16 protein-coding genes are annotated in these 14,351 nt (G+C 44.6%); 7 read left to right on the top strand and 9 right to left on the bottom strand.

Annotated features, from left to right (window positions below):
* Window positions 1-120 precede the first annotated feature (120 nt).
* Window positions 121-654: a molybdopterin adenylyltransferase gene (mog, locus tag L2730_RS17055; protein ID WP_020910330.1), complete on the top strand. Its 534-nt coding sequence runs from the start codon at window positions 121-123 to the stop codon at window positions 652-654.
* 144 nt (window positions 655-798) lie between these two features.
* On the opposite strand, the gene L2730_RS17060 is transcribed toward mog, so the two are convergent.
* Window positions 799-978: a hypothetical protein gene (locus tag L2730_RS17060; protein WP_248975699.1), complete on the bottom strand. Its 180-nt coding sequence runs from the start codon at window positions 976-978 to the stop codon at window positions 799-801.
* Window positions 979-1,113: 135 nt separating this feature from the next.
* On the opposite strand from L2730_RS17060, the gene L2730_RS17065 reads away from it, so the two are divergent.
* On the top strand, window positions 1,114-2,127 hold the full coding sequence (locus L2730_RS17065; RefSeq protein ID WP_248975700.1) for a GlxA family transcriptional regulator: 1,014 nt from the start codon (window positions 1,114-1,116) through the stop codon (window positions 2,125-2,127).
* A 21-nt stretch (window positions 2,128-2,148) separates the two neighbouring features.
* Here the strand turns inward: L2730_RS17065 and L2730_RS17070 are convergent, their stop codons facing one another.
* From L2730_RS17070 to L2730_RS17085, 4 genes are all read right to left on the bottom strand, one after another.
* Window positions 2,149-2,331, bottom strand: a complete 183-nt coding sequence (locus tag L2730_RS17070) for a superinfection immunity protein (RefSeq protein WP_248975701.1) — start codon at window positions 2,329-2,331, stop codon at window positions 2,149-2,151.
* A 384-nt stretch (window positions 2,332-2,715) separates the two neighbouring features.
* The gene (locus tag L2730_RS17075) at window positions 2,716-3,852 is read right to left on the bottom strand and encodes an ABC transporter permease (protein ID WP_248975702.1); all 1,137 of its coding nucleotides are present in this window, start codon (window positions 3,850-3,852) and stop codon (window positions 2,716-2,718) included.
* 61 nt (window positions 3,853-3,913) lie between these two features.
* On the bottom strand, window positions 3,914-4,648 hold the full coding sequence (locus L2730_RS17080; RefSeq protein ID WP_248975703.1) for an ABC transporter ATP-binding protein: 735 nt from the start codon (window positions 4,646-4,648) through the stop codon (window positions 3,914-3,916).
* A 10-nt stretch (window positions 4,649-4,658) separates the two neighbouring features.
* Window positions 4,659-6,266 carry an alpha/beta hydrolase gene (locus L2730_RS17085; RefSeq protein WP_248975704.1) on the bottom strand — a complete coding sequence of 536 codons (1,608 nt, stop codon included), beginning with the start codon at window positions 6,264-6,266 and terminating at the stop codon, window positions 4,659-4,661.
* Window positions 6,267-6,356: 90 nt separating this feature from the next.
* Here L2730_RS17085 and L2730_RS17090 point away from each other — a divergent pair, with 90 nt between their 5' ends.
* From L2730_RS17090 to L2730_RS17110, 5 genes are all read left to right on the top strand, one after another.
* A complete protein-coding gene (locus L2730_RS17090; protein ID WP_248975705.1) occupies window positions 6,357-6,728 on the top strand; it encodes a GntR family transcriptional regulator in 372 nt (123 codons plus the stop codon).
* A 20-nt stretch (window positions 6,729-6,748) separates the two neighbouring features.
* Entirely contained in the window at window positions 6,749-7,594 is an 846-nt protein-coding gene (locus L2730_RS17095) for an ABC transporter ATP-binding protein (protein ID WP_248975706.1), read from the top strand.
* Entirely contained in the window at window positions 7,591-8,895 is a 1,305-nt protein-coding gene (locus tag L2730_RS17100) for a hypothetical protein (RefSeq protein WP_248975707.1), read from the top strand. Before L2730_RS17095 ends, L2730_RS17100 begins: the two co-directional genes overlap by 4 nt.
* A gap of 338 nt (window positions 8,896-9,233) precedes the next feature.
* Window positions 9,234-11,030 carry an AMP-dependent synthetase/ligase gene (locus L2730_RS17105; protein ID WP_248975708.1) on the top strand — a complete coding sequence of 599 codons (1,797 nt, stop codon included), beginning with the start codon at window positions 9,234-9,236 and terminating at the stop codon, window positions 11,028-11,030.
* Window positions 11,031-11,205: 175 nt separating this feature from the next.
* Window positions 11,206-11,610, top strand: coding sequence for an acyl-CoA thioesterase (locus L2730_RS17110; protein ID WP_248975709.1), 405 nt, complete (start codon window positions 11,206-11,208; stop codon window positions 11,608-11,610).
* Between the two features lie 11 nt (window positions 11,611-11,621).
* Here L2730_RS17110 and L2730_RS17115 read toward each other — a convergent pair whose 3' ends face one another.
* From L2730_RS17115 to mtnC, 4 genes are all read right to left on the bottom strand, one after another.
* Window positions 11,622-12,320 (bottom strand): hypothetical protein, encoded by a 699-nt coding sequence (locus L2730_RS17115; RefSeq protein ID WP_248975710.1) that lies wholly within the window; start codon window positions 12,318-12,320, stop codon window positions 11,622-11,624.
* Window positions 12,301-12,567: a GNAT family N-acetyltransferase gene (locus L2730_RS17120; protein ID WP_248975711.1), complete on the bottom strand. Its 267-nt coding sequence runs from the start codon at window positions 12,565-12,567 to the stop codon at window positions 12,301-12,303. The genes L2730_RS17115 and L2730_RS17120 overlap by 20 nt, the downstream gene beginning before the upstream one ends.
* Window positions 12,568-12,630: 63 nt before the next feature.
* The gene (locus tag L2730_RS17125) at window positions 12,631-13,056 is read right to left on the bottom strand and encodes an acyl-CoA thioesterase (protein WP_248975712.1); all 426 of its coding nucleotides are present in this window, start codon (window positions 13,054-13,056) and stop codon (window positions 12,631-12,633) included.
* Between the two features lie 179 nt (window positions 13,057-13,235).
* Window positions 13,236-13,913: an acireductone synthase gene (gene mtnC / locus L2730_RS17130; RefSeq protein ID WP_248975713.1), complete on the bottom strand. Its 678-nt coding sequence runs from the start codon at window positions 13,911-13,913 to the stop codon at window positions 13,236-13,238.
* Window positions 13,914-14,351: the final 438 nt, after the last annotated feature.

Genomic DNA, 14,351 nt, shown 5'->3' on the forward strand with positions numbered 1-14,351 from the left:
TTAGTCAGGGTTTATGCACGCTAGGTAAGAACTGATATTATGGCCTCAACAGGTTTTTTACATTCGAAGCAGAGTCGCGGCGGATGTAATCGCAACAGATTAAAGTGAAAGGATTAAGCAATGAGCAAAGCAAAAATAGGTATTGTTACTGTCAGTGATCGCGCGAGTGCTGGTGTGTACGAAGATCTATCAGGTAAGGCGATTATTGACGTACTCAATGAGTACCTTACGTCTGAGTGGGAGCCTGTTTATAAGGTTATCCCTGATGAAACTGATGCGATTGAAGCGACGCTAATTGATATGGCGGATGTGCAAAACTGTAGCCTAATTGTCACCACTGGCGGCACTGGCCCTGCTAAGCGTGATGTTACCCCTGAAGCGACTGAAGCGGTATGTGATCGTATGATGCCTGGCTTTGGTGAGCTGATGCGGGCTGAATCATTGAAGTTTGTACCGACTGCAATTTTGTCTCGTCAAACAGCTGGTCTTCGCGGTGACTCTTTAATTGTTAACCTACCAGGTAAGCCAAAATCTATCCGTGAATGTCTAGATGCGGTATTCCCTGCTATTCCTTACTGCATCGACCTTATGGATGGCCCATTCCTTGAGTGTGATGAAGCGGTCATCAAGCCATTTAGACCCAAAGCAAAGTAGTTTGCCCAGGCAGGTTTGAAATACACAGAAGCCCGAATCAACTCGGGCTTTTTTGTGTCTGGAACACTTATGCCAAAACCCATGGATGGTTTAGTTTTGGTAGCTGCACTCAGCTTTGATCAAGCAAATGCAATCACAATGCGGCTAGCATTTCTTGTTGCATAAGCTGGCGGCATTTAGCCCGGTGATGAGTAGCAAAGCAGGGATCATTACGAAGTGCACCATCGCATTGGGCTCGATACTAAAATTGAGCCAGACCAGTAAGCCCCAGCTCAATAACCAATAACTGATACTGAATAGATGTTTAGTAGCGAATGACTTCATAACGAACTCCTTGTTTTCTAGCTTGTGCCTGTTTGGCTGAACTAATAACAACTTGGATACAGTTTAAATTCTGGACAATTAGTAGATAAGTGTCATTATTGACAAAATAAGGGTGATTAGTGACAGGTGGCTACAGTGAAAAGAATTGTGATTTTGGCGGCTGATAATGCTGTTGCTGGTGGCATCATTAGTTTTATGGATGTATTTAGCTTCTGTAATACTTACTGGAAGGTGACACAAGCCAATGCTGAAGAGGATCTGTTTGAGTGTAAAATTCTGTCACCTAACGGAGAACCAATTCGCAGTGACTATGGCTTATCGTTACCTGTCGTGCCTCACGCAGATGCAGAACATTATTTATCACACGCCGATGCGGTAGTCGTTGCTTCATCCACCATCACCAACCGCACAGAGTTAGAAAGTTACTTAAAAGCATTTCACCCACATATGTCGAGCCTGCATCAGTTCGCTCAAACGGGCAAGCCGATAGCTGCCTACTGCTCTGGTACGTTGGTGTTAGCAGCAAGCGGTTTACTCGACGGTAAAACCGCTACTTGCGTCTGGTGGTTGGCAGAACTGTTTAAGCGCAGGTTCCCAAAGGTGAACCTGTGTATGGAACACTTAGTCATGAGTGATGGACCCATGTACACCGCTGGGGCGACAACCGCTAACCTAAGTTTAGCACTACAACTCGTTAAGCTGCTGGTAGGGGAACAGATAGCCACCCAAATGGCTAAGGTTTTGCTCATCGATCCTAACCGTATCTCGCAACAACCATTTATGACACTGGATAGTGAGCCACGGCATAAAGATGAGCTTGTGAGGCGAATTCAAGATTGGATGCAGCTACATTTAACCCAGAGTTTCATATTGGATGATATCGCGGATAAATTCGCGGTGGGTAAGAGGACTTTGATCCGCCGTTTCAAGAAGGCACTCAATGAAACGCCTGCAAGCTACATGCAACGGCTTAGAGTGGATGAAGCTAAACGCTTACTGGAAACCACAGAGTTAGCGTTAGAGCAGATTGTCGAACAGGTAGGTTATGAGGATGTCAGCTCATTTCGGAAGCTGTTTATTCAGTTAACTAGCGTCTCGCCCAGAGCCTATCGGCAGAAGTTTAATACTCACAGTTGCTGCGAGTATTAAATTCATTTCTGATGGTTGCGATTAAGCTTGCTTCTGGCCCCGGTTGGCGTACTTGTCGACTGCTTTGCCAGTAGTCGCCCAAATCAGCACACCACCCCAAGCAATCAGTGAAAAGCCTGCAGGAATACAAGCGACTAAGATTAATTTGAAATGTTTGCGGTTGAATACCAGTGCCAGTAGCGCTGGCAGAAACCATAGAAACACCACCGCTATTGCAAGCAATGCTAAGAATAAATACCCGTTCTACCTGAAGATGCAGGATTCAGTGGGAATTTAATGGACTTTAATCACGGCATTGATTGCCACTAATGGTCATTCCCTTGGTAAAATCAATAACACTGAGTAAAGTCCATTAAAGCCCATCGCAGAAGGCTTTGTGCCTGCCCACTTCGTTGTTGCACTAATTTAAAAGGGAATAACCATTTCTACATTAATGCGCCTAGAATTGAGCAGCCACAATGCCTCTGAAACGAGCACCTTCAAGTAGAATGGGTATAGTTATCACTAGCCAAAATATTATCGATAAATTCCATTTTACTCATCTCCTATATTAAGCCTCCTAAATAGTTAAGAGACTTATTGTTTTACTTATAAGCCAAAGACAATTTTTTCGCTTTTAAGTGACTTTTGCATACCCATTGCTAAACCTGCCGAAATAACCAATGTGGTGATTGATGACACTGCGAGCTGCACTACCGGTAGCTCACGCCCCTTGATAAACTCCATCAAGGCTTGTAGTTGGCCAGATACTGGTAGCCATTGCAAAGTATCGGGAGCAATATCATAGCTGGCTGCCATTGCTAGCATCATAGGCAAAATAAGTACGATGGTGAGGTACGACTGGGCTTCCTTAAAGCTCTTAGCCATAAACGATACAAACAGCTGCAGGCAAGCGGCCATTATGGCAACGGGTAGGCCGATTAGCATCATCATGCCGATGAAATTACCATTAACGCTGACGCTAAAGCCTAGCTCCTGCCAAGGGACAAAGCTGTAAGCAAATTTCGATACGATTAAGGTCAGTAGCAGGCCGATCATGGCAAAGATGGTCACGGCAAGAATTTTAGATAGTACAATCTGCCCTGTTGATACTGGATGACTGAGCAATAATGCTAACGAGTTACGCTCGCGCTCACCGGCACTGGTATCAATAGCGAGATTCATGCCTGAAATAAATACCGCGTAGATCATTGTCATAGTGGCAATGCCCAAAATCATGCCTGCTTTTGAGTCTGGTGTCGCTTGGTCTTCTACATTTAGCTTAATAGGCTGCATGACTCTAGGGTCAATACCGCGAGCAATTAAGCGTAAACTGCCCATTTCAGAGCTGTATGCCTGCAAACGTTTCTCAAGGCGGCGAATCGATTTTTGTAGCTTCTCATTGGAAGCATCAGCGATAAGGGTAACGTCAGCGCTGATCCCTTTAGCCATATTGCTGGCGTAATCATCACTGATAACTAACAAAATGTCCTTAGTATTCTCGCCGTCGGTTTGGTTAATCCCTTCGCTAGATAAGTACTTTACTAGATCAGGAGCGCCTTGCGGATTGTCGATGTTAATATTCAAATCTTCAGGGCTAGTCAGCTGGCCGATCAGCATAAAGAACATGCCGCACATCAGCAGTGGTGCACCCATCGCATAGTAAAGTCCAGCCATTACCGAGCGTTTGTCTCGTGCGGCATCAATAAGCTCTTTGCGGAGCATGGTGATTATTTTATTACTCATTTCAATATCCTTTTGTTGCCGATGTGCTGTGTTGCATTGCGTGTTTTTATTATTGAATGCATCATGCGGCAATCCCTTCATCGGTGCCGATAAGTTGAATAAAGGCATCCTCTAGTGAGGCTTTACCCGTTTGTTGGCATAAAGCGTCAGGGCTACCCACGGCAACCACTTTACCTTCTGCCATCACAATCACTTGGTCGCAGAGTGCGGCAACTTCCTGCATCACGTGGCTGGAAAACAGTACACAGTGACCTTGATTTTTAAGGTCTCGCAATATGTCACGCAGTACTCGAGTGCTCATTACATCTAGCCCTCGTGTCGGCTCATCGAGAATAATATTGGTTGGCTGGTGGACAATGGCTTGTGCCAGCGCGGTTTTCATTCGTTGACCTTGAGAAAAGCCTTTGCACTGTCTGTCTGCAATATCAGCTAAGTGCAGTTTATCAATCACATTGCTGGTGGCTTGTTTGGCATCTTTACGCGATAAACCATTGAGCTCGGCAAAGTAACTGATGTACTCCCGCGGGGTTAAACGTTCGTACAGACCAAATGGGTCGGGGAACAACCCCAGCTGCTGCTTGGCTGCAACCGGTGATTTGGCAATGTTAATTCCGTCGATTTCAGCGATACCATTGTCGGGTTTAAGTAAACCAAAAACAGTGCGTAAACAGGTTGTTTTACCTGCACCATTAGGGCCAAGTAACCCTGTGATTTGACCGTCGAGTGCAGAGAAGCTTAAATCGTTCAGCGCCTGCACATCTCCGATGCGTTTTGACAAGTTTGATACTTTAATCATCAGTGTTTCCTTACTTATTCAGGGCTTGTTGTGGGCTCAAAGCTTTGTCAGCATCGGCACTTAATGTCGTTTCTTGTTGGCTGCCTTCAGCTGGAATGGCTTCTACGGTACTCGCATTCAAATAGAAATTACGGCGAGTATCTTTGCTTAAACACTCTGCATCGATGTCGGTTACCGCGCCTGTTTCGACCAGTTCGGCAATCAAGTTATTGCCGCAAGATTGGTAGGCAACGCCGTGAGTCGCATAAGGGGCGATAAAGTGTTTAGCGTTGGTTAATTTTTCCATTGCCATCTCTCCCCAGCTCGGTGGTGTTGCCGGATCTAATTCACCTGATAACAATAAAGTAGGAATGTCACTGGCGATGGCTTGGCTGAAACTGTCGTCAACTGCTGGCATATTCCATACGGCGCATGACTGCTCAAAGGTCTTGAGCATCTCTTTACCGAAGTAGTTTGCTGCGGTAGTAGCACGTAATTCGGGTGTTAATCGCTGCCAATCTTCGCCACATACCACCGAGGCGTGCATGCCCATTGCGATGCCAGTACTGTCCATAGACATGGCATAGAGGCCGGTAATCGGTTGAAAGTTACCTTTCGAAGCTTGGTGAATAGCGTGGGGGATCAAGGCTCGGACGCTGGGTGAGTAAAGTGCCATGCGTAGCGCACCTTTAAACTTACTGCGAGTCATGGTGAGTTGGGTTGCTTCGCCAGTGGTTGGATCTGCAATAGTGCTTATTTTCGGCGCTTCAGCCAGTTCGCTATCTACTTTTTCTAGATCGGCTGCGAGCTGCGGAAACTGCTTATGACATAAAGCGTTGTTGTTACAATCTTGGATCACCAACTCAAAAGCACGGGCAATCGCATCACCAATCGCCAATACACTTTGCTGCATTGGCACGACACCATCTAAGGTGACGGTGGCTAAATGTTCAGGGTAGTGGCGCATATAAAGCTGTGCCATGCGAGTCCCATAAGAGACTCCATAAAGGTGCAACTTTTGATAGCCTAGATGGGCTCTTACCGCTTCAAAATCTTTCAGTGCGGGTAGGCTGCCATATTGGGTAACATCGGCGTCTAATTCATCTAAACACTTTTGGGTTTCGACGCGAGTATCAAAGTCGCTTTCGTTAATCGCGAGTGTATTGTCAAAGCCATCACCGATGCATTGCAGTTGGTTTGATTGGCCAGTACCACGCTGATCGATCAAGATAACGTCTCTAGTTTGGCGCACCTTAGTTAGCATCTTATCAAAGCCTTGGGCATTCTCTATCGCTGATTGTCCAGGGCCTCCAGCAATCGCTAACAAGGCTTCACTTTTGCCACTGCTCTTAATTGCTGGCATCACCACGTAATGTACTTGAATCTGTTTGCCGTCTGGCTTGGCATAATTTTCTGGTACGCTGACCGCTCCGCAGTTCATCTGCTCTGATAGCCCGTCAACATAACAGCTGTTATCAGTACTCGATGTTGAAGTTGTCGTTGAAAGCGCAAGTGGCTGCGAATGAACAGAAGGAAGCAGTACAGCTGCCCAAATGGCAACAGCGATGGCAACTTTCTTACGGCGCGTCAGAGTTGGACAAACTCCTGCTCGTAATTGCGAATACATTCCTTGGTGCATGATACTGATTCCTTTTTGCAATTTAGCGGGTATATGTTAACTTATCACTGTATCGGTGTATCAATGTATTAATACAGTGACTAAAGGCTAATGTTAGAGCAACTAAATGTCAACCCCAGTAGTGGTGAGCCAATTTATAAACAGTTAAGCGAGCAGATCGTGCGTTTGATTGTGGGCGGCCAGCTACAAAGTGAGCAAGTATTGCCGTCAGTGCGGCAGATGGCTGAGCATTTAACGGTAAATCCGATGACGGTGAGCCGAGCAGTGCAACAGCTAGTGGAGCAAGGTTGGCTGGAGCGCCGCCGTGGTCAACCTACTCGCGTGGCACCACGTGATCAGAGTGATATCAGCTCCAATGGACAGTTATTACACCCGCAGATTGACGCGGTGGTTGAGCAGGCTAAACAACTCGGCATCAGCTTAGATGCGCTAAAGACACTGCTTGGTGATCGCTGGAAGTAAAATTTAAAGGATTTTTTTCGATGGATATGAACGAAACACCCATTTTAGTCTGCAAGCAGCTGACAAAAAAATTTGATGATAAAGTCGCGCTTAATGGCTTAGATATGGCGCTGTACCCTGGGATGGTTGTTGGCCTGCTTGGCCAAAATGGCGCGGGGAAATCGACCTTAATTCGCTGTGCTCTTGGGATCATGCAAGCCAGTTCTGGCAGTATTGAGGTGCTAGCTACGCCCGTTGAACAGATGACGTCAGAGATCAAAACGCAAATAGGTTATGTGCCGCAGCAACCTTTTGGTTATGAGGGCTTTAGTGTATCTAAAGCGCTGGATCTGCATCGGAGTTTTTACCCTGAGTGGGACAAGTCATTAGAGGCTGAATGGCTACAACGATTCGATCTTGATGCTAAACAGCAGGTGCAGCGTTTATCGGTTGGACAGCGTCAGTCGTTAGCACTGATTATGGCAATGGCTTACCGGCCTAAGCTGCTTATCCTTGATGAACCCGTCGCCAGTTTGGATCCCATCGCCAGACGTAAATTTATGGCCGATCTTTTTGAGTTAGCAATCGAGTCAGGCTCTTGTGTGCTGTTTTCTTCTCATATCACTTCCGATCTTGAACGGGTTGCTAGCCATCTCGCGCTGATTAAGCATGGCGAACTAGTCATATTTAAAGAGATAGATGAGCTAAGAGAGCAGGTGAAGCTATTAAAGCTGAGTGAGTCTGCCGCACTGCCTGCTGAGCTAAATGTACTGCATCGAAATGGTTGTAATGTGCTGGTTGATAACTATCAACAGCAACAGTTTGCAGGACTGATTAGTGCTAACTCACTTAACTTGGAGCAGCTGTTTATGGAGCTGCACTCATGAACTGGGCATTGATAACCTCGGGAAAGTGGTTAAAAGGTTCTGTTCGGCTGTGGTTATTTGATCTTGGTTGTGCCAGTTTTCTGGGTGTTGGCTTGCTGGGGTTGGTTATGGCTTTTGGGATGCCTTTTTTGCTCCCTGATGACGCTGAGCGCAAAGTCGATACACTAATTTTGCTGATGAATATGTTTGTCGCTTCAACTTGTGTCGCTATCGGTTGGCAGATGAACCGCTTAGCAGCCACAGAGTGGGCCGCTATCGTACCTCAATACCGGCAAAGTGTGCTGCTACAAGCGCTTGGATTATTGATAACAAGTCTTATCATCGCCACCATTTTTTTAGCAGCACATGACGCATTTGATAAGTTTGATGAGCTACTACTGACACTGTTGTTCGGGCTCAGTTTTCTCTATTTTAGCTTGAAGAATAGCAGTGCTTTTCATCTATCATTTGTATTGTTTGTCTCTTTGCCGATGTTGCCCTACTTGGCAGGTCTTTTGCCTGCTAGTGGCAGTGCTTTATTACTGCTTGCAGATCTGCTTTTAGCAGCGCTTTTATGGCGCAAGCTATCAAGGTTTGGCTGGAATAATAAGGCGCGTATTGTTTACCTTAATGGTCTCGAGATGGGCTGGTTATGGTTACCATCATTTAAGTCTTCCAAGTTGCTTAACCGATTCGAACGTTATCTGCATCCCGCTAACTATTTCATTGGCCCTATGCTGACAATGATGTTGTTAGCAATGCCAGTAGTCACGCTGTTTTTAGCACTTGGGGCGTATCTACTCGATGTGCAGTTGCCTGTGCTATTTCTGTTGATTCAGTTTAGTAGTATCGCTTGCGCCATGTTGCACTGGAGCCGCATTCAACGTTGGCGCGCGGTAGAAAGTCTATTCGTATTGCCTGGCTTTGATGGCAAAAAGGGCATGATCAATGCCTTCATGTTAGCTCAATACCGTTTGCTAGCCATATTGACCGTGAGCATGATGGTGACTGCTGCATTAGTCAGCTTGCTATCACCACTGATGAGTTTGTCGGTTTGGCTACACATAGTCTTGAGTAATGTGATTGGCTGCGCGGCGATATTAGGTTTAGGGTCTATGTGTCGTACTTCAATGCAGATCTCCGCCACAATCTTTTTAGTCGCACTGCAATCTGGCTGGGTATCATCTTCGCTTTCTACGGTGCAAAGTGGCGGAGATATTTGGCACTGGGTAGCTTGGGACGTTCCGTTGTTAATTTTGGCGTTTTTCTGTCTTTGGTATGGCAAATATCGACTATGGCGTGGAGATCTATTGTCTAGCTAACTGTTTGAAACTGTTATTAACAGGCTGGTTTTGTTGTGTTATGGATTGTAGATATTCATTGCTGAGCATATAAAAGGCTATGTTTGAAATCAATATAGCATTCATTAACCAGGCTTTTTGCGGCGTAATTACATACACTTGTTACTGAGGTGTTTCTGTTTTAATTGAGCTGGTTAGCTTAAGATATTTTTTGTTAATCGAAGGCCGTTCATCAGCATGAGCGGTCTTTTTTTGTGTTTGACTTAACACTAATAGAGCAAAAGCTCTTAGTTTTTGAGCGAACTTCGAGTAAACTTACTTTAAAGCGGAACACTTGTAAGCTAAAAGGTAGTTATTTTATGTCACTCGAGTCATTTCACGTTATACGTCTTATACAGCAACAGAGCCAAGCACTTGGCGATGCGATAGCACTCGAAGGATTCGAAATGGCCGCGCCTTGGCATCAAGTTAGCTGGGGCCAGTTTGATGTTATCACCTCAAAAATTGCACGGGTGTTAATCCAGTTTGGTATAGAGTCGCAAGACCGTGCTGTGATCCTTTCACAGAACTGTCCGCAGTGGACCTGTGCTGATTTAGGCTTATTAAAGGCTAAAGCAGTGGTTGTACCTATCTACCCTACCAGCACTTTAGAACAAGCTGCTTACATAGTTAACGATGCACAAGCTAAACTTATTTTTGCTGGCGACGCTGAACAATACGCTATGGCGTGTGATTTGGTTGCCCAGTGTGATTCAGTATCACGCATTGTGGTTTTCGATAAGAGTGTGCCGTTACAAGATAGCCGTAATCACTTTTACTTAGACACACTACTTGAGCGAGAGCTGGATAAGGTCGCCGATACTGAGTTGCAAAAGCGACTCGCTGATACCAATCTTGATGATCTACTTACGCTTATATACACCTCTGGTACCACGGGTGAGCCAAAAGGGGTGATGTTGGATCATCGTAATATCGCATCGACAGTGCGCCAACACGATCAGAAGATGAACTTCGAAACTGGCGATACTTCATTGGCATTTTTGCCATTAAGCCATGTATTTGAGCGTGGCTGGAGCTTCTATGTGCTTTGTCGCGGTGGTCACAATGTTTATCTGCAAGATCCAATGACAGCAAAAGACGCCATTACGGCTGTGCGCCCGCATACATTATGTGTTGTGCCGCGTTTCTTAGAGAAAGTTTACAGCGCAGTACAAGATAAAGTGAGTAAAGCCCCCAATGCACGACAGAAAATGTTTGCTTGGGCGATGTCAGTTGGTGAGCGCCAGTTTGAAGTAAGTCAAGGCCGAGCTAAAGGCTCTGCAATGCTGAATTTGCAGTGGGCAATAGCTAACAAGCTAGTTTATAGCAAACTGCAACAGGTATTGGGTGGTCGTCTTAAATTTATGCCCTGTGGCGGTGCTGCGCTAGACACTAAAGTGGCTAGCTTCTTCCATAGCATTAATGTGCCTGTGCTGTGTGGTTATGGTATGACTGAAACCACTGCAACAGTGACCTGTAATACCTTGAGTAACAGAGTGACTGGCTCAAATGGACAAGTATTGCCTGAAACCGAGATTAAGCTTGGTAAAGACAACGAAATTCTTGTTCGTGGTGATACCGTTATGCGTGGTTACTACAACCGCCCACAAGAAACTGAAGAAACCTTTGAAGATGGCTGGCTTAAAACCGGCGATGCGGGTCACATTGACGAAAACGGCAACCTGTTTATCACTGACCGTATTAAAGAGTTAATGAAAACCTCAAACGGTAAGTATATTGCGCCGCAGCGTGTTGAGGGCAAAGTCGGCTGTTGTCCATTCATCGAACAGGTAGCGATTATTGCTGATGCGCGTAACTACGTTACCGCATTGATTGTGCCTGCATTCGAGTCTTTAGAAGTATGGGCAAAAGAGAAGGGCGTGCATTATGAATCGCCACTTGAGTTGCTGCGTCATTCCCATGTTGTAGAGCACTTTGAAGAGCGCTTAAAGACCTTACAAACAGAGCTTGCAGGATTTGAGAAGATTAAAAAATTCACCCTACTGCCAGATGCATTTTCAATGGAAGCGGGTTTGATCACTCCAACAATGAAGCTACGCCGTAAGGTTATTTACAATAAATACGCTCGTGAAATAGATAAGATGTATGCTCGTTAAATTGAGTTAAAATATCAATAAAAAAGGGATGCAATGCATCTCTTTTTGCTATCTAGCTTAAAGCAATTAGGGCGGGCATAACTCGAGGTGAGCAAGTACTGCGTTGAAAAAGAAATATCGGTAGAATGAATCGATAACATGACAACAATAATAACAAGCATAAGGAAGAGATAGCGTGCAGCAGAGTGAATTTAGCTTAACCATACAACCGCGTTTTTGTGAAACAGATGCACTAGGTCATATCAATAATACGGTGATCCCGGTTTGGTTTGAAGCGGGCAGAGAACCGATTTTTAAGATCTTTAACCCAACTCAAGATTTGTCGAAGTGGAATCTCATTGTTGCAGGCTTTACCATCGCCTTTAACGCACCGACTTACTTTGCGAGTGATGTGACAGTTAAAACTTGGGTTAGTCGTATTGGCAATAGTAGTTTCGAGCTTACTCAAAGTTGTTGGCAAAACGGCAAAAAAACTGCAGAAGCTCAAACTGCGATGGTGCATTATGATTATGCCACCGAGAAAAGTGTGCCTTTGAGTGAAGAAGTGCGCCAACAGCTGGCTTTGTTAACGGGTGAATAGTGTCATCTACGTTATTCCATCTCAATAATGATAAAGCTGCAGTTTAGCGGTGTAAACTGGCTGATTCGTTGTGGGGTAAACAACTGAGCGGGGCTATTGCCTCGCCATGTCTTTCTCATTATCTCTTTACGTATATAGTCCTGCTGGTGCTCCATGATGTGAATAGTGAGCGTTTGGCCATCAAATAACCACTGGCCTTTATAGCTATCTAGTTGCTCTAATTCTGTATCTAACGCTTCATGTTCGAGGGTGGCATTGCCCCCTGAGCTTAATGCTACTAGCGTGTCGCCTGCTGTACAGTTGTCGCTTCTTAACCAGCTAGGTGGCATGGCTGTAGACTGACTGCCGCGGATATAGAGACCGATATTATCGATACTGTAAAAGTGTTTTCTCTCAGCAAATTTATAGGTTTGCGGCTGATTAAACCCAAGCTGTTGTAACTGAGTTATCAACAGCTTGATAGCATCTTGATTTTGTTGGGCGGGGTTCATGGCGATACTGGTATCTGAAAATTCCGCAGGGATCTCCAGTTGTGTCAACGTCACCTGCCAGCCTTGGGCTTCAAGTTGCTGGCTTAATGCATTGAGTTTAGCTGGCTTAACACCATTAGCGCTGATAAATGCGTGCTGTTGGGCACAGCCTAATAGCAATAAAACGCTGGCTAAACTAATTATTACTAGCTTAACTAATCTAAAGAAATTTATGTACATACCAGCAACTAGCTTCTATTTGCAGGTCTTGTGATTTTGCCCAGCTTAAGCCATGTCGAACTAACTTCTCAGCTAAGCCTTTTCCTCGTAACTCTTTTGGGACAAAGGTGCGGCTGAAGTTGCATAAATCTTGGGTATTTAGCGCTGTGTTACTGGCCGATAACTCGTAAGTGAGTACCGCTTGTGCTGTGCCGACATTAATCACAAATTGGTAATTATCAGGCTGGTGAATAATCTTTTCACTCATCTCAAATCCTTTGAATTTACTTAAACTTCAAAAGAAAACCATACAGATATATCTGGCTCGGAGCTACTGTTGATAAGTTTTTAACGCGTCCAATAGCTGTGGCGTTAATTGTGCTTTTTGCCCCGTTTTAAAGTTAAACATCACCACTTGAGATGAGCCAATAGTGGTTACAGCTTGTTGGGTTTGGCTAAAAACGTGGTAATGCATCATGAATCGGTCATCATTAATATCACTGATGCTAACGCCAACTGTTAGTGTATCTGGGAAGGTTACTGGGCGCTTGTAGCGCGCTTGGTTTTCGCTAATAACGGGGCCAATAGCTGTTTTTTGTAGGTCTTCTAGCAGATTTATTTGGTTAAAAAAGTCGATTCTGGCGGTTTCGAAATAGCGAAAATAAACCACATTGTTGACGTGTTGCAGTGCATCCATCTCACCCCAAGCGACATTTATAGTGGTATTTATTGGGTACTGGGCTAGAAAGTGTTCCATAATGATTGCAGATCCTTGGTTAAAGCTAATATTAAATTAAACGTTTGTTTGATTTTTATTCAGCATAACAGTAAGCCAATAATGCAACAAGCGTATAGTACTGTTTTAAAATGAAGATACGGCAAAGCTAGCCAAAAAAAAGGGCATTCAATGAATGCCCTTTCTCATCAATCTATCGCTTACAGTTCAAGATCTGAAAAACTGCTGATTTGCTTAAAGTCGCCAGTACGTTGGCTGCTATCGCGCACCATCTGTACTACGTTTAAGCCTGCTTCACTGGCTGCTTTTAGCTCTTCAAGCACATCAGAAACAAATAGAATCTGCTTCGGGCTAAGGCTAATTGTATTGAGGATATTGCAGTAAGCTTGCTTAAAGCGTTTGTTACCCGTGCGGGTGTCAAAGTGGCCGTTAAACTTATCAGTTAAATCGCCAGCATCGCTATTACCAAATAGTAACTTCTGTGCATCAACAGAACCGGATGAGAAGCTATACACTCGCAAGCCTTGCTGCTTGTAACCGTCTAGCGCTTCGATAAAGTCTGGGAAGATATGCCCTTTAAACTCACCGTTAGCGTAACCTTGCTTCCAAATTAAACCTTGAATAGTTTTAAGTGGTGTCGCTTTGCGGTCTTCTTCAATCCACTGCAACAATATTTCTGTTACTCGAGCAAGATCTGCGTCAGGTTCTAGTGCGATATCTTGTACATCACAAATGCAGTTTTCAACTAAAACATTATTCTTATTCTCTTCAAGAAAAGCGGGTAATACCTTAGCTGAATAAGGAAAAAGAATATCCTCAATAAAGTTAAGATCGGTAGTTGTACCGGCTGTATCTACGACAATGGCTCTGATACCCATGATGTTTGGTTACTCCGCAATGTGCTATTGATCTGTTTATTGCTCAGATCCTAAGCTGAAACGGTCTGTTTGGCTAGTTTATTCGGACTGCAAATCGTAGTTAATTTTCAGTCATGTAGGTTTGGTAAAACTTTCGAGGAATTGTTATCGATTTCTTTAGCTAACGAAGGGGATAATTCTGAGTAAGTTGGTTGCTCACTAACATGTAGTAAACTTAAACGGACTGCTTTTCTGGCATTGCACAGGTAAGGTTGTAGTCGTCAGTTTAATCGTTGATTCATCTAGAGATGGACTTGCTGCGTGTAACGAAAGTGTCTGCGCATATAGCTGCTGCAGGTAATTGGATCCACGTCTGTCGGAAGCCACTCCAAAGCTCCAGATACAATAAAGACTAACACCACTTCCAAACGATGAGTTGCCTCATCGCTCAGGTGTTCC

This window comes from Shewanella kaireitica, assembly GCF_023284045.1.
Lineage (GTDB): Bacteria > Pseudomonadota > Gammaproteobacteria > Enterobacterales > Shewanellaceae > Shewanella > Shewanella kaireitica.

Coding starts and splice junctions, on each gene's coding strand:
- L2730_RS17075 (WP_248975702.1), bottom strand. CDS start 3,852: ATGAGTAATAAAATAATCACCATGCTCCGCAAAGAGCTTATTGATGCC.
- mtnC (WP_248975713.1), bottom strand. CDS start 13,913: ATGGGTATCAGAGCCATTGTCGTAGATACAGCCGGTACAACTACCGAT.
- L2730_RS17085 (WP_248975704.1), bottom strand. CDS start 6,266: ATGCACCAAGGAATGTATTCGCAATTACGAGCAGGAGTTTGTCCAACT.
- L2730_RS17080 (WP_248975703.1), bottom strand. CDS start 4,648: ATGATTAAAGTATCAAACTTGTCAAAACGCATCGGAGATGTGCAGGCG.
- L2730_RS17105 (WP_248975708.1), top strand. CDS start 9,234: ATGTCACTCGAGTCATTTCACGTTATACGTCTTATACAGCAACAGAGC.
- mog (WP_020910330.1), top strand. CDS start 121: ATGAGCAAAGCAAAAATAGGTATTGTTACTGTCAGTGATCGCGCGAGT.
- L2730_RS17095 (WP_248975706.1), top strand. CDS start 6,749: ATGGATATGAACGAAACACCCATTTTAGTCTGCAAGCAGCTGACAAAA.
- L2730_RS17060 (WP_248975699.1), bottom strand. CDS start 978: ATGAAGTCATTCGCTACTAAACATCTATTCAGTATCAGTTATTGGTTA.
- L2730_RS17125 (WP_248975712.1), bottom strand. CDS start 13,056: ATGGAACACTTTCTAGCCCAGTACCCAATAAATACCACTATAAATGTC.
- L2730_RS17115 (WP_248975710.1), bottom strand. CDS start 12,320: ATGTACATAAATTTCTTTAGATTAGTTAAGCTAGTAATAATTAGTTTA.
- L2730_RS17090 (WP_248975705.1), top strand. CDS start 6,357: ATGTTAGAGCAACTAAATGTCAACCCCAGTAGTGGTGAGCCAATTTAT.
- L2730_RS17100 (WP_248975707.1), top strand. CDS start 7,591: ATGAACTGGGCATTGATAACCTCGGGAAAGTGGTTAAAAGGTTCTGTT.
- L2730_RS17120 (WP_248975711.1), bottom strand. CDS start 12,567: ATGAGTGAAAAGATTATTCACCAGCCTGATAATTACCAATTTGTGATT.